19 protein-coding genes are annotated in these 23124 nt (G+C 43.9%); 10 read left to right on the plus strand and 9 right to left on the minus strand.

Annotation, left to right across the window (positions count from 1 at the left end):
- Positions 1–134: 134 nt before the first annotated feature.
- From L4C35_RS03685 to focA, 4 genes are all read right to left on the minus strand, one after another.
- On the minus strand, positions 135–3263 hold the full coding sequence (locus tag L4C35_RS03685) for an efflux RND transporter permease subunit (RefSeq protein ID WP_428461612.1): 3129 nt from the start codon (positions 3261–3263) through the stop codon (positions 135–137).
- A gap of 5 nt (positions 3264–3268) precedes the next feature.
- Entirely contained in the window at positions 3269–4306 is a 1038-nt protein-coding gene (locus L4C35_RS03690) for an efflux RND transporter periplasmic adaptor subunit (protein WP_428461613.1), read from the minus strand.
- A 381-nt stretch (positions 4307–4687) separates the two neighbouring features.
- Positions 4688–6964 carry a formate C-acetyltransferase gene (gene pflB, locus L4C35_RS03695; protein WP_428461614.1) on the minus strand — a complete coding sequence of 759 codons (2277 nt, stop codon included), beginning with the start codon at positions 6962–6964 and terminating at the stop codon, positions 4688–4690.
- A 60-nt stretch (positions 6965–7024) separates the two neighbouring features.
- On the minus strand, positions 7025–7885 hold the full coding sequence (focA, locus tag L4C35_RS03700) for a formate transporter FocA (RefSeq protein ID WP_428461615.1): 861 nt from the start codon (positions 7883–7885) through the stop codon (positions 7025–7027).
- Positions 7886–8808: 923 nt separating this feature from the next.
- Here focA and L4C35_RS03705 point away from each other — a divergent pair.
- Both L4C35_RS03705 and L4C35_RS03710 read left to right on the plus strand, forming a co-directional pair.
- Positions 8809–10164: a M20 family metallopeptidase gene (locus tag L4C35_RS03705; protein ID WP_428461616.1), complete on the plus strand. Its 1356-nt coding sequence runs from the start codon at positions 8809–8811 to the stop codon at positions 10162–10164.
- A complete protein-coding gene (locus L4C35_RS03710) occupies positions 10161–11651 on the plus strand; it encodes a YfcC family protein (RefSeq protein WP_428461617.1) in 1491 nt (496 codons plus the stop codon). Before L4C35_RS03705 ends, L4C35_RS03710 begins: the two co-directional genes overlap by 4 nt.
- A gap of 95 nt (positions 11652–11746) precedes the next feature.
- Here L4C35_RS03710 and L4C35_RS03715 read toward each other — a convergent pair whose 3' ends face one another.
- Positions 11747–13699: a methyl-accepting chemotaxis protein gene (locus L4C35_RS03715; protein WP_428461618.1), complete on the minus strand. Its 1953-nt coding sequence runs from the start codon at positions 13697–13699 to the stop codon at positions 11747–11749.
- Between the two features lie 338 nt (positions 13700–14037).
- Complete coding sequence (locus L4C35_RS03720) at positions 14038–14943, minus strand: permease (protein WP_428461947.1); 906 nt, start codon at positions 14941–14943, stop codon at positions 14038–14040.
- A gap of 158 nt (positions 14944–15101) precedes the next feature.
- Here L4C35_RS03720 and L4C35_RS03725 point away from each other — a divergent pair, with 158 nt between their 5' ends.
- Complete coding sequence (locus L4C35_RS03725) at positions 15102–15410, plus strand: ArsR/SmtB family transcription factor (RefSeq protein ID WP_428461619.1); 309 nt, start codon at positions 15102–15104, stop codon at positions 15408–15410.
- 1 nt (position 15411) lies between these two features.
- On the opposite strand, the gene L4C35_RS03730 is transcribed toward L4C35_RS03725, so the two are convergent.
- The 3 genes from L4C35_RS03730 to flgA all read right to left on the minus strand — a co-directional run bounded on the left by L4C35_RS03730 (position 15412) and on the right by flgA (position 17013).
- A complete protein-coding gene (locus L4C35_RS03730) occupies positions 15412–15840 on the minus strand; it encodes a flagella synthesis protein FlgN (RefSeq protein WP_428461620.1) in 429 nt (142 codons plus the stop codon).
- 66 nt (positions 15841–15906) lie between these two features.
- Positions 15907–16230, minus strand: coding sequence for a flagellar biosynthesis anti-sigma factor FlgM (gene flgM / locus L4C35_RS03735; RefSeq protein ID WP_428461621.1), 324 nt, complete (start codon positions 16228–16230; stop codon positions 15907–15909).
- A 75-nt stretch (positions 16231–16305) separates the two neighbouring features.
- Complete coding sequence (gene flgA / locus L4C35_RS03740; protein WP_428461622.1) at positions 16306–17013, minus strand: flagellar basal body P-ring formation chaperone FlgA; 708 nt, start codon at positions 17011–17013, stop codon at positions 16306–16308.
- Positions 17014–17143: 130 nt separating this feature from the next.
- On the opposite strand from flgA, the gene L4C35_RS03745 reads away from it, so the two are divergent.
- The 7 genes from L4C35_RS03745 (at position 17144) to flgF (ending at position 23113) form a co-directional block, all read left to right on the plus strand.
- Complete coding sequence (locus tag L4C35_RS03745; RefSeq protein WP_428461623.1) at positions 17144–18067, plus strand: chemotaxis protein CheV; 924 nt, start codon at positions 17144–17146, stop codon at positions 18065–18067.
- Positions 18068–18168: 101 nt separating this feature from the next.
- Positions 18169–18996: a protein-glutamate O-methyltransferase gene (locus tag L4C35_RS03750; RefSeq protein WP_428461624.1), complete on the plus strand. Its 828-nt coding sequence runs from the start codon at positions 18169–18171 to the stop codon at positions 18994–18996.
- Positions 18997–19260: 264 nt separating this feature from the next.
- Positions 19261–19656 carry a flagellar basal body rod protein FlgB gene (gene flgB, locus L4C35_RS03755; RefSeq protein ID WP_048899750.1) on the plus strand — a complete coding sequence of 132 codons (396 nt, stop codon included), beginning with the start codon at positions 19261–19263 and terminating at the stop codon, positions 19654–19656.
- A gap of 3 nt (positions 19657–19659) precedes the next feature.
- A complete protein-coding gene (flgC, locus tag L4C35_RS03760) occupies positions 19660–20076 on the plus strand; it encodes a flagellar basal body rod protein FlgC (RefSeq protein WP_048899751.1) in 417 nt (138 codons plus the stop codon).
- A gap of 16 nt (positions 20077–20092) precedes the next feature.
- Entirely contained in the window at positions 20093–20809 is a 717-nt protein-coding gene (flgD, locus tag L4C35_RS03765; protein ID WP_428461625.1) for a flagellar hook assembly protein FlgD, read from the plus strand.
- A gap of 28 nt (positions 20810–20837) precedes the next feature.
- A complete protein-coding gene (flgE, locus tag L4C35_RS03770; RefSeq protein ID WP_428461626.1) occupies positions 20838–22139 on the plus strand; it encodes a flagellar hook protein FlgE in 1302 nt (433 codons plus the stop codon).
- 224 nt (positions 22140–22363) lie between these two features.
- Positions 22364–23113 (plus strand): flagellar basal-body rod protein FlgF, encoded by a 750-nt coding sequence (gene flgF, locus L4C35_RS03775; protein WP_428461627.1) that lies wholly within the window; start codon positions 22364–22366, stop codon positions 23111–23113.
- Positions 23114–23124 lie beyond the last annotated feature (11 nt).

Consider the following 23124-nt stretch of genomic DNA (forward strand, 5'->3'; position numbering starts at 1 on the left):
TAACGTATTAATATGCAACGTATTTTTTATTGGGGGATGTGGTGTTCGATGAGTCATTTAGGCCTGAAAACAAGAGAACCCAGCGTGAACTGGGCCCTTGTTATTAAATAATATTATTGGCGTAACCCACTTTATTAAGAGGTTACTAATGCCTCTGGCTGTGTTTTTTTGATGAGCTTTTCACGTAAGGTTTGTAGCATGATGAAGATGACAGGAATAACCAACATACCAATGAAGGTCGCTGATAGCATTCCCCCACACGCTGCCCAACCTATGGCTTGTTGTGCGGCATAACCCGCACTTTGCGAGAACATTAGTGGAACCAAGCCAAACACGAAACTCAGCGCTGTCATCATTACCGCTCTGAAACGCAATTTCGTTGCTGTTACAGCGGCATCGACAATGGTGTAGCCATCTTCTTCACGCAGTTTCTTTGCAAACTCCACAATCAATATGGCGTTACGGGCTGACATACCAACCAGTAGGACCATGGCAATTTGTACATACAGGTTCAGATCTGTTCCCATCATGAACACGGTAAACAAGGTCCCTAAAATAGCGGTGGGCACACTTAAAATGATACACATCGCGATGATCCAAGACTCGTACTGTGCAACAAGCAGTAGGTAGGTAAATAAGATAGCCATAGCGAATGCAATCACTGCCGAATTACCCGCTGAAAGCTCTTGCTTGGTTAAACCTGCCCATTCAATTTCGTAGCCAGCAGGTAATAACTTAGCTGCGTCCTCAACGGCTTTGATTGTATCACCCGATGCGTAGCCGGGGGCTGGGTAGCCATTAATGTTGATGGCTTGCATCATGTTGAATTGCTGAATAACTTGCGGTCCAAATACGACCTTAGGTGTCACAATTGCACTGATATTAATTAGTTCGCCGTGGTTATTTCGCACTGTTAGGTAGTTAAGGTCTTCAATGTTTTTACGCTTGGTTTGTTCTGCCTGTACAAAGACATAGAAGTTACGCCCCTGTTGGTTAAACTCACCGGCATAGGCCCCAGCAAATTGTGCTTGTATGGTGTTGAAAACCTGATCAATCCGTAGCCCCATCATTTTTATTTTTTCACGATCAATATCAAGCATGATATTTGGCGTGTTAGCGGTAAAGGTGGTGTACGCACCATTGACCCTAGGGTCATTGTTGATTGTTTCAATAAATTGATACGCAGCATTTGCGACTTCAACAGGAGCACGACCCTCTTTATCTTTAAACATCAGATCAAAGCCGGATACCAAGCCTAGTTCTGGTATTGCTGGTGGCGCAAAGGCCATCCCAAAGACTTGTGCATCTTGATCTATGATGGCTTGCACTTTTGCCAATACAGCCCATTGGCTAACTTCGTCTTGACCTTTACGTGAATCGAAATTATCAAGTGAAATCAGTAGCAAACCTGCATTAGGGCCCGTTGTATTGGTAATCAAATTAAAACCGGATGCCGTAACGACAGTTTTTACCCCCTCGACGTCACGGACTCGATCTGAAATCTGACGTAATGCTTTGTCGGTGCGGTGAAGTGCGGAACCATCTGGTAGCATAACGACAGCAAACAGTGTGCCCTTGTCTTCCTCAGGTAAAAAGCCTGTTGAGGTTTGTTGACCAAGGTAGAAAATAGAGCCGACGATCCCTGCCAGTAACAAGCCTGCGAGTGCCATGCGGCGACCAAAGAAGTTAACGCCCGCACCAAAACCATCACGGGTAGTATTTACGCCTTTATCAAAGACACGGAATAACCAAATTTTCTTGGTTTCCCCTCGCTTCATTAGCATCACACACATCACAGGTGTGAGCACAAGTGCGACGATGGTTGAAATGACAACTGCTGCCGAAATAGCGATACCAAATTGACCATAAAGGATCCCTGTCATACCTGGCATGAAGAGGGTCGGACCAAAGACCGACAGTAAAACCAGCATAGAGGCGATGATAGGGCCTGTGACTTCATTCATTGACTGAAGTACCGCGTCTTTGACACTGAGGTTGAGGTTTTCTTCGAGTAAGCGTTCGACATTTTCAATGACGATGATGGCAGCATCAACCACAATACCAATGGCAAGGATAAGGCCAAACATGCTGATAATGTTGATCGTCATCCCCGCCGCGAGCATGACAGCGAATGTTGTGATCAGGGATACGGGAATTGCCGCGACAGTGATCAGTGTGACACGCCAGCTTTGCAGGAAGAGTAAGGTAATCAGGGTTACGAGGATCACGGCATCACGTAGGGTACTGAAAATATCATCGATAGCCGCTTGCACAAAGATAGTGCCATCGTAGGGAATATCAATCTTCAATCCTGTGGGTAGTGGCGTTGTTGCTAGGTATTCTTTTACGCTTGAGCCCACGTCCATTGCATTTGAAGTTGGTGAGCGGTACATAAATACGGTCGTCGCGGGTTGGTTGTTATGGTATGAATTCGCCATGTATTGCACAGAACCTAGTTCTACCCGTGCAATATCTTTCACTTTTACTAGGCCGTAGTTGTCGGCGCGAACAATAACGTTTTCAAAATCGTCCTGCGTGACAAGGGCACTGTCAACTTTGAAAGTATATTCCCAAGATTGCATGCCTTCACTTGGCTCAATACCCGCGCGGCCTGCGGCTAATATTTGGTTTTGCTCAAGTAGCGCAGCTTGCACTTCTTCTACTGTGATACCTAAGGCATTCATTTTGGATGGGTTCATCCAAATGCGCATAGAGTAGTTCTTCTCACCAATGATCATAACGCGAGACACGCCAGAAATACGCTGTAGACCTTCTTTAAGGTTGACGGATGTCCAGTTAGACAGCTCAATAGCATCCATTTTATGGCTGTCATCCCGTACACTGAACGCCATTAGCATCCCTGACGAAACTTTCTCTACTGTTACTCCATAGCGGCGGGCGCCCTCTGGCAGGCGTGAAAGTGATTTGTTGACGCGGTTTTGGACAAGCGTAACAGCGCGGTCAGCATCGATACCAATTTCAAAACTGATTTCAAGCGAATAGGAACCATCGTTACCGATATTTGACTTCATGTATGTCATGCCTTCAACACCGTTCACTTCTTTTTCAATAATAGAAGCAACCGACTTTTGCATCACATCTGTCGACCCGCCATCCATGTTGACGTAAACCATCACTGTTGGCGGAGCGACGTTAGGGTATTGACCCACAGGCAGTACTTTCATGGCAATTAAGCCCACGATAGACATGAAAAGTGCAATGACTATGGCGAAGTTAGGACGATTAATAAAAAAACGACTCATGATATTTACATCCCCGCCGTTTCGATTTTAACATCTAGCCCGCTGTACAGCTTCATTGTGCCACTGGTTATGACTTTATCGTGCTCATCAAGGCCGAGTAATATTTCGGTGTTTTTGTGGGTGCCGAGTGACTGTACTCGCTTCAAAGCAACTTTGTTATCTTCTACCACGTAAACAAATTTACCTTGACGGTCAGTGAGTACAGAGGCTTGGGGCACAACGATATTGCCGTTGCCATTATGATTTGCCAGCGTCACTCTTGCGTATTGCCCATCAAGTAAATCCATGTGGTTATTGAAGCGATAGCGTACGCGCAATGAGCCTTTTGTTGGATCGATAGCCCCATCCACGGCAAACAATCTACCTTCTGTCGAGTAAGACTCGTTGTCGACGATCAGCTCAGCATTGAGTTGTTTGATATTATCAATAAAGTCATCATTGCTTGGGATTTCAACAATGGCATCAATTTGCTCATCGTTCACTAACACACAAATGGCATCGCCGTCATCAATGAGTTGACCTTCATCGAGGTAAAGCTCAGTGACTTTCCCATCTTCTTTTGCGCGAATCTTGGTGCGGTTAACTTCAATTTGCGCTCGTTGTTCTGCAACTTCCGCTAAAGTAAGTTGCGCTTGAGCCGCACGAAACTTTGCCGTGATTTGATCAAATGCAGAATCAGACATACCGCCACGTTTGTGGACTGTTACTGAACGATCAAATGCACTCTTGGCTTCACTTAGCATGGCATTTGCGAGGACAACATTGGCTTTGGCTTCTTCATGATTCAATGTGTAATCACGTGCTTCAAGCTCGATCAGGATGTCCCCTTTTTTAACAGACTGACCATTACGAATATGTTTTTTGATAATAGCACCTGAGGTTTGTGCGATTACTTGAATACGTTTGGCGGCCGTTAGTGCCGTACTGTAGGTTTTTGCTTGGTAAACAGGCTGATATTGAACTTCTATCACAGTAACTGCGGTTGAAGCTGATACTGCAAAAGGGCTTAAAGCAAAGAGTAATAATGCGTGTTTGATCTGCATGTGTATTCCCAATTAGTCATAGTTATATTGAGCCTTGATACGTTCGCAGCTCATTTATACTCCTAATGGTTTCATATTAAAGCTAGCAAAAGTTCGGGGTGGGTCAAATTTTTGCAGTCTCAATGTTTTATGCGTTTTTATAACTATTTCGTATGGTTCTAATTTATTGATAAATAAGTTATTTGCTCTGTTTTTGCCAATATAGTTCGATCGGGTTTTTCCTAAAAATATAAGATCGATCATAAAACTATACAATGTTAAACCTAAGCTGAATGAGTTGATAACATTGAAAGGAAAGAAGCGAGGGGGGAGGAGAGAAATTGTGAGCAATAAAAAAGCCGACCCTAAGGTCGGCTTTTAACAACAATTCAGAAGTCTAGATTATAGAGATTCTGTGAAAGTACGTGCGATTACGTCTTTTTGTTGTTCAGTTGTTAGAGAGTTAAAACGCACAGCGTAACCCGATACACGGATAGTAAGCTGAGGGTAGTTCTCTGGGTGCTTAACAGCGTCTTCTAGCGTTTCACGGTTAAGAACGTTAACGTTCAAGTGTTGACCGCCTTCGATGCCAGACTCGTGGTGGAAGTAACCATCCATTAGGCCTGCAAGGTTAGAACGCTGTGTATCCTGCTCTTTACCTAGTGCATTCGGTACGATAGAGAAGGTGTAAGAGATACCATCTTTCGCATCAGCAAACGGTAGTTTACCTACTGATGTTAGAGATGCTACAGCACCTTTTTCATCACGACCGTGCATTGGGTTTGCACCTGGTGCAAATGGAGCACCTGCTTGACGACCGTCTGGCGTGTTACCCGTTTTCTTACCGTATACCACGTTTGAAGTGATAGTTAGGATAGACTGAGTTGGGATTGCATCACGGTAAGTCTTAAGCTTACGGATCTTGTTCATGAAGCTAGAAACAAGTTCACATGCGATGTCATCAACGCGAGCGTCGTTGTTACCGAATTTCGGATAGTCGCCTTCGATGTCGAAGTCGATTGCGATACCGTCTTCGTCACGTACTGGCTTAACTTTAGCGTACTTAATAGCAGCTAGTGAGTCAGCAGCAACAGAAAGACCAGCGATACCACAAGCCATAGTACGGCGAACGTCACGGTCGTGTAGAGCCATAAGCGCTGCTTCGTAGCTGTACTTGTCGTGAGAGTAGTGAATTGCGTTTAGTGCTGTCACGTACTGTGTTGCTAACCAATCCATTAGGCTATCTAGACCAGCGTATACTTTGTCGAAGTCTAGAACTTCGTCAAGCATAGGTTCTGCTTTAGGGCCAACCTGAATTTTTAGTTTCTCATCCACACCACCGTTGATTACGTAAAGTAGTGTTTTAGCAAGGTTTGCACGCGCACCGAAGAATTGCATGTGCTTACCGATAACCATTGGAGATACACAACAAGCGATAGCGTAGTCATCGTTGTCGAAATCTGGACGCATTAGGTCATCATTTTCGTACTGGATAGAAGAAGTATCGATAGATACTTTCGCACAGAAACGTTTGAAGCCGTCAGGTAGTTGCTCAGACCATAGAACAGTGATGTTCGGCTCTGGAGAAGGACCCATAGTGTATAGCGTGTTTAGGAAACGGAAGTTAGTACGCGATACTAGCGTACGACCGTCAACACCCATACCACCCATAGATTCTGTTGCCCAGATTGGGTCACCAGAGAACAGCTCATCGTACTCAGGCGTACGTAGGAAGCGAACCATACGTAGTTTCATTACGAAGTGGTCGATCATTTCCTGAGCTTGAACTTCAGTAATAAGACCAGCAGCGATATCACGCTCAATGTAGATATCTAGGAACGTAGAAGTACGACCAAGAGACATTGCCGCGCCGTTTTGAGATTTAACAGCTGCTAGGTAACCGAAGTATACCCATTGGATAGCTTCTTGTGCGTTAGTTGCTGGGTTAGAAATGTCGTAGCCGTATTTAGCTGCCATTTCTTTCATTTGACCTAGTGCACGGTGCTGCTCTTGAATTTCTTCACGAAGCTGCATAGTCATTTGTAGGTCATCGCCCTTCTCTAGTTTTTCTTGTAGAGAATGGAATTGAGCAACTTTTTCTTTGATTAGGAAATCAATACCGTATAGAGCAACGCGACGGTAGTCACCAATGATACGACCACGGCCGTATGCATCTGGAAGACCAGTCAGAACGCCAGACTTACGACATTTAAGGATGTCTGGAGAGTAAACATCGAAAACGCCTTGGTTGTGCGTTTTACGGTACTCAGAGAAGATCTTAGATACTTGTGGGTCAAGAGTACGGCCGTACGCTTTACAAGAACCTTCGATCATGCGCACGCCGCCGTTTGGCATGATTGCACGTTTTAGTGGCGCTTCAGTTTGAAGACCAACGATCGTCTCTAGATCTTTGTTGATGTAACCTGCATCGTGTGCAGTGATGGTAGAAACAAGGGAAGTATCGAAATCAACAGGAGCGTGAGTGCTGTTTTCCTGCTTGATACCTTCCATTACTTGATCCCAAAGCTTGTTAGTTGCTTCAGTACCTTCAGTAACTAGGAAAGACTCGTCACCCTCGTAAGGAGTGTAGTTTTTCTGGATGAAGTCACGAACGTTTACATCGTTCTGCCATTCGCCAGCAGCGAAACCTTCCCAAGCTTTAGCAAATTGCTCTGCCATTGTATACCTACCTATATTCTATTCAGTAGAAAAAATAATCGTGTTATCGACGTTTACAGCTTACTTACGTAGTTCTGGACGACGATGAATAATCCAATAAGTCATACCAACCAAGAAGCCACCACCAAGGATGTTACCTATGGTTACTGGGATCAGGTTGTTAAATACAAAATGACTTACCGTTAAATCTGCAAATTGCGATGGATCGACACCTGCCATGGTCCAAAATTCAGGACTAGCGAAAGAGTGAATCACGATACCCATCGGAATCATAAACATATTAGCAATGCTGTGCTCAAAACCACACGCTACAAACATAGCAACTGGGAGTAGCATTACCATAATTTTATCAGTTGCGGTGCGACATGAGAACGTCATCCATGTTGCAAGGCAAACCATTAGGTTACATAGCATACCTAATACTACGGCTTGACCGAAAGTATGGTGCAATTTGTGCTGTGCAATTTTCATTGCAGTGATGCCCCATTGGCCGTTTGCGCCCATGTGTTGTTGTGCAATCCAAATGCAAGCAACAAAGAAACTCGCCCCAACGAAGTTACCGAGGTAAACGACAACCCAGTTGCGTAATAATTGAGTCGTTGTTATGCGGCCACTAGCGCGAGCAACAGTGGTTAGGACCGAAGAAGTGAAAAGCTCACCGCCACAAATAACGACAAGAATAAGACCTAGGCTGAATGCAAGACCACCAACAAACTTGGCCATGCCCCAAGGCATATCGCCAGCGCCCGTTGTCACTGTGGTATAGAAAACAAAGGCGATCGAAATAAATACGCCAGCGGTAATAGCAAGGAAGAAGGATTGTAGTGGATTCTTCGTTGCTTTGTAGACACCAACTTCTTCGGCTTTGTGCGCCATTGCTGGTGGCATGAGAGCGTCAAACGGGTTGTTTTCAGTCTTCACAGGAATGCTCGTTAGGTTCAAATTTTTTCTGCGGGAATAATAGCAAATGGGAGAGCTCAAAAAGTTGATTCAGATCATGGCGGTGAAATTATATAACAAGTTTGGTCGTTTTGTTATATGTCATACAAACGTAACATGTTGTTTTTTAAGGGTATAATTTTTTTGATAAACGCTAAAAAAATTTTAATGTAATTTAATTTCATCTCGTAAGGGCAAATTTACACTTTAGGGTTATCTACGTAATTTCAACAACATAGTGATTTTTAGTTGGCGACTTTTCAGCACTGCTACGAATTTGGTTAATATTGATTTTGATTGCTTTGTTAATGCAAGGTTGCATTAATAATCAATAGGTTGTTAATACGGATAGCTTAGCTTTGTTGCGATAAGCAAAAAAGGGGTATACACCAATATGCATTTGTCTTTTTTTGTTACAAAGTGTGATCTTGTCGGTAGTGTGTACGATTTATCTTCTCTGTCAGTCATTTGTAGTAAGAATCCAACAATTTCAGCAATGCTCTCTATTAATGTCACATTGAGATCATAAATAACGATGTGGTAGGCATATTCCACGGTTATTTGTCGTTAGCCTTAATTTAAGTACCTCTGAGTTTACTGATGTAAATCAATGGCTAATGCACAACAAACTGCTATGTCAATTGGCCAATTTATTTAGCACGTATTATTCCCATAGCGCAATTCTAGAATATTTTTCGTACATTTTGACGCTTATCTCATCTCAATGGTACGAGCAGTGAAAGTTGTCACAGATTACCTTTGGTGGCTGTAGCAGAATTGTGTGGCTTAATAAAAATGATTGCGCATCTTGTGCTAATCAAGAATTAAATGCCGAAGTAATATGCTGCTTACTGGCGAGTATGCAGATAAGTGGACGACGCTTTGGCATAACAACGAGGGATACGATGAAAACCAAGATAGCTAATTACATTGATGGCTTGCGAGATGATTATATCCAAGCTGTTCAGCATTTAGTGTCGATACCGAGTGTATACCAAGAGGATGAGAGTAATACGCCATTTGGCCAGCCAATCGATGATTGCTTAACGGCGACATTAGCGTTTTGTGAAACCTTAGGCTTTTCAACTTATAAAGATCCTGAAGGCTACTACGGCTATGCTGAAATAGGACAGGGCGAGCAGATGATCGGTGTGCTTGGCCACCTTGATGTCGTGCCTGTCGGTGAGCGCTCTGCATGGGATTCTGATCCGTTCGCAGCTGAAATTCGAGACGGTCGTATCTATGGCCGTGGCACTCAAGATGATAAGGGCCCAACCATTGCCGCCATGTTTGCCGTAAAAGCCTTGCAAGCATGCGATGTTACTTTTAATAAACGTGTTCGCTTTATATTCGGCACCGATGAAGAAACACTGTGGCGTTGTATTGATCGCTATTGTGAGAAAGAAGAAATCCCCCAATGTGGCTTTACACCTGATTCTGCCTTCCCACTGATCCACGCTGAAAAAATGCTGATCCAATCTTACTTGAAATGCGGTGGTGATGTAGATCTTAGCCTTAAATGTGGCGGAGCATTGAATGCTGTACCTGAGCTTGCTCGCTACCAAGGCCCTTTACTTGAGGAGCTAGTTGCAGCACTTGATCAAATGGGGTTCGACTTTAGTTGTGAAGATGACGAGTTGACGGTGTTTGGTAAAGCGGCGCACTCAGCATCGGCTGACACTAAAGGTGTGAATGCGATTGCTCGTCTATGTATGGCGTTAGCCAAAGTGGGCGTTGAGCACCCTATGGTTCGCTTTATTGCTGAACAAGTGGGTGAAGATGCCAATGCCAAAGAGATCTTTGGTTCTGTGGAAGATGTCAGTGGTCGCTTAACTTTCAATGTGGCGCAACTTGAAATTAATGAAACCCACAGTCAATGCGGTATTGATATTCGCGTGCCAGTTACTTTTAGTAAAGACGACTACGATAACGACATTAATGCCGTAAGCCAGCAATACGATCTGCAATACGAAGAATTTGATGTATTGCCATCATTGTATATGCCAGCAGATAGCCCAATTATCCAGAGCTTAATGAAAGCATACCAAGATATCAGTGGCGATATGGACAGTAAGCCAATGACATCAGGTGGGGCGACCTACGCTCGCGCTATGCCAAATTGTGTTGCGTACGGGGCAATATTCCCTGGACGCGAGAAAGTTGAACACATGCCAAATGAATACCTCATTATCGATGACATGCTTAAAGCGATGAATGTGTACGCAAATGCCATTTATCAGCTACAGGGAGTAGAGCTATGACAACGGCAACAGAAAAAAGCCAACCGGTAAAAGCGAAAAAATCATTCAAGATGCCAACGGTATATACCATCTTGTTTATTATTATTGGCTTGGTGGCCTTGCTGACATGGATCATGCCAGCAGGTAAATATGACTACATGGTGAATGGTACAGATCAGATCATACCTGCAGCCGAAGTGTTGGATTACAACGGGGGTGAGCGGTTACTGCCAATCCCAGGCTCTTATCAAGAAATTGAATCATCGCCACAAGGGGTGATTGATGTCTTGATGGCACCAATCAAAGGCTTCCACAAAGCGGTTGATGTGGCGCTATTTGTTTTGGTTATTGGTGGCTTCTTAGCAATCACCATGCGTACAGGTGCGATGGACTCAGGGGTGGCGGCGATTGTTCGTAAATTCCGTGGGCGTGAGCAAATGCTGATCCCTGTCTTAATCACCTTGTTTGCCTTAGGCGGCTCAACCTACGGGATGGCAGAAGAAACCGTTGCTTTCTGGGCGGTAATATTGCCTGTTATGGCCGCTGCGGGTTATGACCGTATGGTTGCCGCGGGGATCATCTTGCTTGGTTCAGGTGTGGGCGTATTGGCATCAACGGTAAACCCATTTGCAACGGGTATTGCATCTGGCTTTGCTGGCTTGCCTATTGGTGATGGTATCGGGCTACGTGTTATCCAACTTACCGTACTGATTGTTTTAGCGTCTTGGTTTGTTATGCGTTATGCCGCGCAAGTGAAAGCGGATAAATCAAAGTCTGTGCTTGCGGATATTGAATTTGAAGATGAATTCTCTCACATGAAAGAAGACACAGGCGAATTCACTACCAAGCAAAAACTGACCATGAGTGTGTTCTTCGGCGCTTTCTTAGTGATGATCTACGGTGTTATTCCATGGGAAGACATGGGTATCACGGCCATTCCGACATTGTGGTGGTGGTTCGATGAACTTTCTACTCTGTTCTTGGCATCAGCGATTTTAATTGCTGTCATCAACCGTATGTCTGAAGGTGATTTCATTAAAACCTTCATGGAAGGGGCAAAAGATCTGATTGGCGTTGCGCTGGTAGTTGCGGTTGCACGTGGTATCTACGTTGTCATGGATAACGGTGTGATCATCGATACTATCCTTAACTGGGCAGAAGGTATGGTTACGGGCTTGTCATCTGGCGTGTTCGTGATTGTGACTTACCTTGTTCACATCGTATTGAGCTTCTTTATTCCGTCAACATCTGGCCTAGCAACAGTATCTATGCCGTTAATGGCACCATTGGCTGATTTCTCAGGTATTGGCCGTGATTTGATTATCACCGCTTACCAATCAGCAAGTGGCTGGATTAATATCTTTGCACCAACAGCGGGTCACTTAGTGGCTGGTTTAGCCTTGGCAAAAATCCCGTATGAACGTTTCTTGAAGTGGGTAATGCCATTTGTGGTGATTGTGTTTGTTGCCACCATTGTTGTGCTGTTTGCAGGTGCTGCGATGATGTAAGTATGTCACCTAGCTTTAAGTGATAGTAAAATGAAAAGAGGTGTACCTAGGTACACCTCTTTTTCGTTACCGCACAATGGTTTATTGATTATGGTTTAGTAATTGGTAACGGTAAACTCACTCAAGCGGTTTTTCTGATTTTCAGCCAATTGAGATAAATGGCCACTGGCTTCCGCCGTTTGACTAATACCCGCCACGTTTTGACTGATGATATCGTTAATGTTGTTGATATTCTGAGTAATGTCAGTGATCGCTCGGCTTTGCTCATCAACCGATGTCGTCACATCGCCATTCACTTCACTGATATGACGTAGTGCTTGTGTAATCGACTCTAGCTGTAGGCTTGTTTGCTCAGCAATTTCATTATTCTCATTTACTTTGTCTAGGCTGTTATTCACTGCCGTAACAACCGTTGATGACTTGCTTTGTAGTTGTTCAATAATGGTTTGGATCTGCTGGGTTGATTCTTGTGTTTTGGCTGCCAATACGCGCACTTCATCAGCCACAACGGCGAAACCACGGCCACTTTCACCTGCACGTGCCGCTTCAATCGCTGCATTCAATGCGAGTAAGTTGGTTTGTTCTGAAATGCTATCGATAACAGTGATCACTTCACTGATTTTGATGCTCTGCTCGTTAAGATCAAGCACCTGCTCAGAGGTTTCATTTAGCTGCTGAGTCAGCTCTTGTGAAAGTTCACGCGATTGCTGAGCAATAGCGCTACCTTCTGCACCCATTTCAAGTGCTTGTTGCGCACTATCGTCCGCTGTTCTTGCGTAGCCATCAACCTGTGAGGCTGCGGTAGAAAGCTCAGTCACGGCATGGGTAATTTGTTCAACTTGCTGTTGTTGTTCGCGGCCATTCACTTCACTTTGCGTCATTACTGCGGCAAGCTCGGTTGAAGACGTTGCTACCTCATCACCCATACCACGTAGTGCTTGAATGGTTTGGTTAAGCTGTACAATGGCATCATCAAGACTTTGGCCTAGCTTACCGAGTTCGTTTTTGCCACTGATGCCTGAGCGTGAGGTGAGGTTACCTTCTGCCAATGATTTTACTGCAAGGTAAAGGTTTTGCATTAAGTTACTGATCGCATTGGCCAGCAGTAAGCTCATTGCCATTGATAGAATGATGGCAATGGTAGAGGCGATGATCTGACTTGAAGCCACAGAGCCGAGCAGCTCGTGTGAGCGACCAGATAGTTCCTCTGTGTGCATGATTGCATCTCGAGTGAGGCTGGTGATGATATCTGTGTTGACGTTACCTAAGTCAATCATCGCAGTCACGGCTTTTGCTTTTTGTGCATCAAGCGCGATGATTTGAGTAACTTGTTTTTCCCACTCATCAGCATGGTTGATCAGGGTTTGTACTTCAGGCCACTGACGGAAAGGTTTGAGTTCTTTGATCAGTAAACGCGTTTGTTCAAGTGCTTTACTTGTTGCGTCACTATTTTGACCTTTCACACCTTCTGCAATTTCAAACAACATTAAACCACCAATACTTGAAATATCGGATAGTTTATTGGTCCAAAGGGTAATATCTTCGCTATTTCGGTGACTTGCAACCGCACTATCAGCATCATTAATATCGTTCGTAATCCAACTTGTTGCATCGTAGATTGCGTTGATATTTTGACGGTGTTGGCGGACATACTGTGAATTAATAGTATATTGATTAAAGTTGCGAATGAATTTATCAAGTTCAGATTTAACGTCAGGTGTTAGCGCAATATTATCAGCTTTAATTAAATCACTATAACGTTGTTGAACTTTGGCATAATTGTCATTGTTTGTGGCAACCATTTTATCCAAACGCTCATAAAAACCAAGGCCATAGATGGATGCCATGCGGCTAACGTCTTGTAAATCTTGAAAATCTTTCAGTGTGGCGTTAAAAGAAATGTAGTTATTTACTGTATTTGTATTTTCTTCTACGTCAGATAGTAAGCTTTGGCTAATTAATATTGTGATAATAAAGCAAGCAATGGCAAAAGCAGATGAAAGCGATAACAGTATTCTTAAAGGAAGGTTTTTTATTGTATTTAGCATATCTCGTCTACGTGTGAAATGTTGAAATAATGGCGTTGGTTATTTTTTGAATTTTAATTATTGTTATTTTTTACGGATATCATCGAGTGATATTTTAATCAGTATTATATACGTAGGTGAATTATTTTAAAGGGATGATAAGGAAGAGAAAAATAAATATTAATTTAAAAAACATAATAGAACGGATAATAAATATATTAAATTTGATGTTTCTTCATAACTTAACTTTTACTGTAAGAAGTGTATTTATGCTTTCATTTGGCGGATTAAAGAAAAGAGGCAAATGAGTTAAATTTGCCTCTTTTTTTGTGGTCGATATATGAGTTACCGAATACGAATCACACTGCAGGGAACAACACTTGGTATAGATAACCAGCGCTGATAGCCATCCCTAAAATGACCACAAGGAATGCAATAATCATTTTATTTTTGAATATCGATTTTAATAAAATAACTTCCGTTAGACTCGCACCAGCACTACCAATGATTAATGCCATCACAGCACCAAGGCCCATACCTTTAGCGGCTAGAGCTGCGCTAAGTGGAATGACCGCTTCTGCACGAATGTAGAGAGGGATACCAATAACGGCTGCGACAGGAATAGCAAAAATATTATCGTCGTTCGCCACGCTCGCGACCCATTCTGTAGGCATAAAACCATAAATCATCGAACCGACTGCAATCCCGCCAATTAAGTAAGGGAGCACTTTTTTAAAATCTACCCAAGTCGAGCGCCATACTCGAACCCATTTACTAACAGGTCTCGCTTTGCTGCCGCAGCTTGAACCACAGCATGTAGATGTTGGCGTTTGGTAAGCTTCGGGCTTGATGTAACGCTCAAACCCTAATTTTTCGAGGGTATAGCCTGCAATAACAGAAACACCCATCGCTATGACAAAGTAGAAGATGGTGACTTGTAGGCCGAAGGTCACTGCAAATAAACCTATGATAATTGGATTAAGCAGTGGGCTGGCAAACAAGAATACCATCATGGTGCCAAACCCTGCTTTAGCGCGTAGTAGCCCTTTTAGAAAAGGAATGGTCGAGCATGAGCAGAACGGAGTAATTGCACCAAGAAATGCCGCAATGATGTAACCTTTTCCTTTTTTTGCGCTTAAGATCTGTTGGATCTTTTGTGGTGAAATGTATTCTTGCAAGATCCCAACAGCATAGCTGATCAACAAAAATAGGAGGGTTAATTCAGCCGCAAGAAAGACGAACATATCTAAAGTGTCTTTTGCCATGGTGAGCATATTTGAAGTGATCATAGTAAGCCTTACGTTTTACGCTTTAATCTATATTTCTGGAATAGTCGAAATATAGGCGTGATTAATTTTACCGTCAATATATTTCTGCTATTATCGAAATATAAATCATTAGGTGACGTAAAGAGTGAGGGGCTATGAGTATTGAATTTTTTGCTAAAGCATTGAAAGAGCTAGGGCATCCGACACGGCTACAGATTTTTAAACATTTGGTGAAATCTGGGCATCAAGGTTTAGCCGTTGGCGATATACAAGAAGAGTTAAGTATCCCCGGCTCCACTTTGTCACATCACATTTCAAGTTTAGTGGCGGCTGGCTTAGTGAAACAGCACCGTGAAGGGCGAACACTTTACTGTTTACCGCAATATGATACTTTGCAGCAAGTGGTTGATTTTCTTCAAGATGAATGTTGTAGCCGAGAAGATATAAAGAAGAGAGAAGTGTAGGTTAGGCTTTAATATTGGTCCCTAGGGTACGAATATTTTGTGCAGCACCTTCGCTGTTGTAAGTCATTTGATGCTTACCACGGCTTTGCTGGAATAAGTTATTTAGCTTATGAAAGCTGAGCTGTGCGCGTTGTAATGCTTCACCGTTAATGGCATTGAGCTCTTTGCAGCGAGCGGCGCAGGCTTTGATTTTGGTCACAAACTCAGAGTGGGGGACTGACTCTGTGAGCAGATGACGCTGAGTGTGGCTGGCAATTAGATGGTCTTGTTGCTGGACCTTATTAATGAGATTAAGCTTTTCTTTGGCAAGGCGTTCAATCTCAGTTGACTGACGCGATACGATAGCGCCCTTTTCCTGCTCAAGAAGGCGAGACAATGACATTAGTGTTGCGTGTTGAAGCTCAAGCAACTGATCTATGGTCTGAGACATCTAAGTTTACCGATGGTTAGCAGGAAATTATGAATTGTTGTGGTTAAAGGGAAGGGCGACTTCCCCTTAAATGCCACGCAATTCATCTTCAAATTTTGTCATATTTGATGCTAGTTTCTCTGCATCAACCTTGTACGAGCCATCAGCGATAGCTTGTTTTATTTCGGCAACTTTTGCGCTGTCAAAACTTGGTTCAGCTGCAAGTTGTTGGTGGATTTGTCCCACTGCTTTTCCTTGTGCGCTAAGGGATACGGCATCGTTATTTACACGCGGGCTCGACGGCGCAGCAGTCGCCGTTGGCGCATCAGATGATGCACTGCCTGCTTTGGTTTGATTGCTACGCGCAGTCGGAATGTGTTGTCCGCCACGAAGCTGATCGATATTAGCCATAAGATTGACCCTTTGAACAAAATACTGGTTACAGCGATGCTATCGGCCGTGAATATTATAACTTTAGCACCAAAATTAAAAATTTACGGTCACTTCACCTACGCCAGTAATGATACCGTCGACCACGCGTTTAGATTTCGCATTTTGAACGCGAACCTGCTCACCTAAGGCACCGTCACTGAGTGCTGTACCATTAGTGACAATATTTAAGCCACTCCCGCCAGCTCTAATCAGCACAGGATCGTTGCGGCACACCAGGCAAATATCGTTGGCTTCAATGGTATCACCCATATTCACGCCTCGTTTTACTTTAGAGCCAATCACTTGGGTGGGGTCTTCAAAACTCATGCTGCGTTGAAAGCGGTTTTCAACCAGCTTGATAGTAAGGTCTGATGACGATAAAACCGTGCCACGAGGGAGCGGTTTTGTTGCCACGACACGCGGTAAGAGTAGTTTAACGCGAACAGGCACATAGACTTGCCAGCCTTCGGTTGGACAGGTAATAAGTACAGTGACATTACCTGTCATTGACTGCTTCCCCGGAATCGAAGTATTGAGCGGGACAGAGCATTCATCCAACCGTAATCGTGAATCAAGTTGAGTGGCGGTGACTTGTAACTCACCATTTTGCGGTGTCGATAGACTGTCTGTGACAAAGTCTTCAGCCGTTTGCTGTACGGTATGGAGGTAATTTATACTCGTTCCATGTACAATAGTGCTAAAGATAATCGCGAAGATGCCGACTATCAGTAATAAGGGTGAAAAATGTGCTTTATTTGTCACTGTTTTACTCATATTAACAATATTGCAGGGGCTGAAATCGCAAGTGATGAAGTCCATAATATGTGATTCGCGAAGAGATTGCTTGCGAACACCCGCTTAAATATAAAAATCTTTAGATGGAGTCACCTGTATGACGGGAATACTTGATTCAGTGAATCAGCGCACCCAGCTTGTCGGCCAAAACCGTCTGGAACTACTTACGTTCCGCTTAAACCGACGTCAGCGTTACGGCATTAACGTTTTTAAGGTGAAAGAAGTTTTACAGTGCCCTAAATTGACCACCATGCCTAACCTGCACCCATTGGTGAAGGGGATTGCACATATTCGTGGTCAGACTATCTCTGTTATTGACATGAGCCTTGCTACTGGCGGTCGTCCAATCGATGATTTGGATAACTGTTTTGTGATTATTTCTGAGTTTAACCGTTCAATTCAAGGCTTCTTGGTTTCGTCGGTTGAGCGTATCATTAATATGAACTGGGAATCGATTTTGCCGCCGCCAAAAGGGGCTGGTAAAGCGAACTACCTAACCGCTGTGACAGAGATTGATGGTGAGCTAGTGGAAATCTTGGATGTAGAAAAAATCCTCGATGAAATTTCACCAGTAAACACAGATATTACAGACACAGTACTGGAAGAATTAGTAGAAGATTTCACGGCGGTACGTCGTGTGCTTGTTGCCGATGACTCGAGTGTGGCACGTAAACAGGTACAACGCGCAATTGAAGCTATTGGTTGTGAATGTGTCTTAGTAAAAGACGGTCGTGAAGCGATTGTTAAGCTGCGCGAAATGGCGAAAGAAGGCAGTATCTATGAACAGCTGGCGCTTGTTATTTCTGATATTGAAATGCCAGAAATGGACGGATACACGCTAACGGCTGAAATTCGCAATGATCCGAATTTAAAAGATCTTCATGTTATTCTTCACACTTCATTGAGTGGGGTCTTTAACCAAGCTATGGTTGAGCGTGTTGGTGCTAACGCCTTCATTCCGAAGTTCAACCCAGATGAGCTAGGTGCAGCCGTAAAAGCGGCAATGCCTGCAAAAGAATAACTAAGATTACGACTGGTTTATTTTACTTCAACGAATCAGAAGTAAGGTAAACCGTGAGTAATAGAAATGCTGAAATGCAACCGTGTATTAAAGAGTAGTAGATGACAGCTATAACAATAAAAGACCAAGAATATAAAGACTTTTGCCGATTTTTAGAAGCTCAATGTGGCATTGTCCTTGGCGACAGCAAGCAGTACTTGGTGCGTAGCCGCCTAAGTCCATTAGTCAGCCGATTTTCGCTATCATCTCTGTCTGAATTACTGCAGCAAGTGATCAGTGGCCGTAACCGTGAACTTCGCGTTGCAGCTGTTGATGCGATGACGACCAATGAAACCTTATGGTTCCGCGATAGCTACCCGTTCACTGTGATGTCAGACAAGATTTTGCCTGAACTTGCAGCAAACAAGCGACCGTTGAAAATCTGGTCAGCAGCAAGTTCATCAGGTCAAGAACCATATTCACTTGCGATGACAGTGCTAGAAACGCAAGCACGTCGTCCAGGCTTATTGTCTAGTGTGAGTATTACGGCAACAGATATTTCGCAAACGATGCTAGATACTTGCCGTGCAGGTGCTTATGACAACCTTGCTCTAAGTCGTGGTTTATCACCAGAGCGCCGTCGCATGTTCTTTGAAGATAACGGTGATGGTCGCATGAAAGTAAACGACAAAGTAAAGCGTATGGTTAATTTCCGTCCGCAAAACTTGAAAGACAGCTATGCGCTATTGGGCAAGTTCGACATTATCTTCTGTCGTAATGTACTGATTTACTTCTCGCCAGAGATGAAATCAAAAGTACTTAACCAAATGGCTGCATCGCTTAACCCTGGTGGTTACTTGTTCCTTGGTGCATCGGAGTCGTTAACAGGCTTGACCGATAAGTTTGAAATGATCCGCTGTAACCCTGGTATCATCTACAAACTTAAATAATTAGGTTGCTGCCAGTGGCTAAGCTGGCATCGGTATAGTGTTGAATCGTTTTAGTTGGCGCGTTTCGATAGCTCTATACAAATATGGCATTGCTTCATTTTATTGTTTTGACAATTGTGTAGCAGTGCCATCCTTCTACTGTATCCCCTCGTTTTTGCTAGCTAAAATCACCAGTCCCTTATCTACTCAGATTAGTATAATTCACAAGCTTAAAAACTTGGCATTGTCTTTGCATTTAATTCATCAGATTAATTGGAGGCAGCTATGTCCATTTCTTTTGATAAAGCATTAGGTATTCACCAACATACAGTTGGCGTGCGTGCGCAACGCGCAGAAACGCTAGCGAGTAACCTCGCCAATGCGAATACTCCAGGGTATAAAGCAAAGGATGTGGATTTCGATCGCGCACTAAAAGCGGCAAAGTCTGGGGCAAGTATTGGCCTTAGCCGCACCAGTGATCGGCACATATCTGCCTCAACCAAGCTTATGGGCGAACAAATGTACCGTGTACCGACGCAACCTGATACGGGCGATGGCAACACGGTGGATGCTCAACTTGAAAAAAGTTTATTCATGCAGAACTCTCTGGAATATCAAGCATCGTTAGATTTTCTTGGTTCTAAGTTTCAGAACATGACCAAGGCATTGAAAGGGGAATAATAAATGAGCCTATTTAACGTATTTAATGTGGCAGGTTCTGCCATGAGTGCTGAATCGGTTCGTTTGAATACCACTTCAAGTAACCTAGCGAATGCCAACAGCGTCAGCAGTTCTGCGGAAGAAACGTACAAAGCTCGTCACCCCATTTTTGCGGCTGAACTGCAAAGTGCTAGTTATCGCCGTGAAGATAGCGTGCCAGTTCAAGTAAAAGGCATAGTTGAAAGCCAAAAGCCTTTACGTGCTGAATACAACCCAGCGCACCCAATGGCGAATGCTGAAGGTTACATCTACAAGCCAAACGTTAATGTGATGGAAGAAATGGCCAATATGATTTCTGCATCGCGTTCCTATCAAAGTAATGTGCAAGTGGCTGATGCGAGCAAGCAAATGCTGATGAGCACATTACAGATGGGCAAATAGGTAAGGAGTTTCAGTAATGACCGGAATTAATGGTGCAGGTGGCGCTTCCAACCTAACGTATCTTGATCAGCTTAAGGCGATGCAAGATAAAAAGGTACAAGAAGAACAGAAAACCACAGGTCAGAATGAGCTAAAGCAAGAAGACTTTTTGTCGTTGCTTACCAAGCAACTTGCACAGCAAGACCCATTTAAACCTGTGGGGAATGACCAAATGATTGCTCAAATGGCATCGTTTGCGACGGTTGATGGTATCAGCCAAATGAATGACCAATTTGGTAGTTTGAATTCAGCAATGACCTCAAGCCAAGCGTTACAAGCTTCATCGCTGGTGGGGCGTGATGTACTGATCCCAAGTTCAACCGCGGTGAAGAGCATCGAAGGTGGTGTTGCGGGCATGGTCAAATTGCCGCAAGCGCTCGATAACTTGATGGTGCGAATTGAAAACGAACAAGGTCAATTAATTAAGACAATGGATCTTGGCGCGAAACCGCCAGGTGAACACCGCCTTGACTGGGACGGTATGGATGAAAACGGCAACCCATTGCCAGAAGGTCGATACCAAGTTAAAGCGGCAGGTTTGGTTGGCGGTGAGAACCGTGAATTCGACGTATCAACCTATGCAAACGTAAATAGCGTCTTGCTAGGAAATGGTGATGGTAATGTCATGCTAAACCTTGCTGGTTTGGATTCACCATTCAAATTGGCTGAAGTTTTAGAAGTCGGTAAAGTTTAATAAGGTTTAGGGATTCGGAGAATAGATCATGGGTTTTAACATTTCACTTAGTGGTATCGGGGCATCGCAGAAAGACCTTAATACCACCAGTAACAACATTGCGAACTCGAATACATATGGTTTTAAAGAGTCGCGTGCTGAGTTTGGTGATGTGTACTCATCGTCGATTTTTTCGAATGCAAAAACCACCACAGGTGGTGGTGTGCAAACGTCTGTGGTTGCACAGCAATTCCATGAAGGTTCAAGTATCTACACCAATAACCCGCTGGATATGCGTATTTCAGGCAGTGGTTTCTTTGCGGTTGCAGACGATAGCCTACAACCACAAAATAACAGCTTAAGCCGTAATGGTGCATTCCACTTAAACAAAGACAACTACATGGTTAACTCCGAGAACCAGTACTTGTTAGGTTATAAAGTGGATGCAGAAACTGACCAAGTGACATCGTACGAACCACAAGCTTTGAAAGTGCCTGATCAGTTTGGTCAGCCTCGTGCATCAACCAATGTACAAGTGGGTGTTAACTTACCCGCCAATGCTGATGCGAAAGACGCTTCATTGTTTAATTTCAATGATCCTGCAACGTACGATAAATCAACATCGGTAACGATTTATGACTCACTGGGTCAGCCATACAAGATGACCACGTATTACACCAAAGATAATACCGTGCCAAACCGTTGGGTCTCTCATTATACGGTAACGGACAGTGAAGGTGAGAAGCCAGTAAGTGTGACTAATGGTGGGTCAACCAATGCCACAGGCCATAAAGGTGTGGTGATGGACTTCAACTCTGATGGTTCAGTGAAAACCATTAATGGTGGTAATCCTATCGTGACTGATAACTTTGCAGCGGCAGGTATTCAGATGAACGGCGGTGATGATCAGCAAACACTGACCTTTAATTACGATGAGCCGACTCAATACGCAGCGCCGTTTGAAGTGCGTCGTTTTAACGAAGATGGTGCTACCACAGGTTACTTAGCAAAAGTGGATATCGACCCTAAAGGTTCTATTGTTGCAACATACAGTAACGGCGAGAACGTAACACTAGGTCGTGTGGGTATGGTACGCGTACCGAATGAGCAAGGCTTGGTATCGAAAGGCGGTACTCAGTGGGTTGCGAGCCAAGATTCAGGTGCGGCAATTTGGGGCGAAGCAACCCAAGGTGCATTTGGTGCGATTAAGAGCGGTACGCTTGAGCAATCAAACATCGACATGACGCAAGAGCTGGTTGACTTGATCACCGCGCAACGTAACTTCCAAGCTAACTCACGTGCGTTAGAAGTCGATAATCAGCTACAACAGACCATCCTACAAATCCGCTAATGGCGATGGGCTATCATAGCCCTGCTTGATTCATCGTTCGGATACTGCTTTATTGATTTTGCCGCTTTCATCTAAAGCGGCAAATCTTGTCATATCTCCTGTCATGAAATTGGCACTTTTCTGCTTACCTTTGCCTCTGTAAATCTAACATTTTGATAAATAAGACTATTAAATAGTGGCATATTTATTGCTTTATCATCGTCATATGATGATGGGAGAGTAATATGGATCGCGCGCTATTTCTTGCCATGAGTGGGGCAAAGCAAGACATGCATGGTATGCAGCTGCATGCCAACAACCTTGCTAACGTAAAAACAACGGGTTTTCGTGCCGATCTTGAGCAAGCGCGTAGTATGCAAGCGTATGGTGAAGGGTTACCTAGCCGTGTTTTTGCAATGACTGAGCGACCAGGCCAAGATTTCTCGCAAGGTGCACTCATGACGACAGGCCGTGATTTGGACGTTGCTGTTCAAGACCAAGGCTGGTTAGCTGTGATGGATCCATCAGGACAAGAAGCCTACACGCGCGCAGGCCACCTAAAGATTGACCAAACGGGCATGCTACAAAACTCAAATGGCAACCTGATGATGGGTGAAAATGGCGGGCCAATTTTTGTTCCTCTCCCAATTAGCAAAATTGAAATTGGTACCGATGGCACTATCTCGGTACTGCCGCAAGGTGCGCCACCTGATGCGATGGAAGTGATCGATCGCTTAAAGTTGGTTCGCCCTGCAAACAACGAACTATACAAAGATGCGAACGGCTTATTTAAGTCGAAAACACCAGGTAAAACTTACCAAGCGGATGCTAACGTCAAAGTCCTAAAAGGGGCGTTGGAAGGCAGCAATGTGAATGCGGTGGGCGAAATGACCAGCATGATCGATCTACAACGCCACTTTGAAATGCAAGTGAAATTGATGAAAACCGCGGAGCAGATGGACGAGGCCTCAAGCTCGTTACTGCGCATGGGTTAATAGGGTAGAAG

The organism is Photobacterium kagoshimensis (assembly GCF_050337045.1).
Taxonomy (GTDB): Bacteria; Pseudomonadota; Gammaproteobacteria; order Enterobacterales; family Vibrionaceae; genus Photobacterium; species Photobacterium kagoshimensis.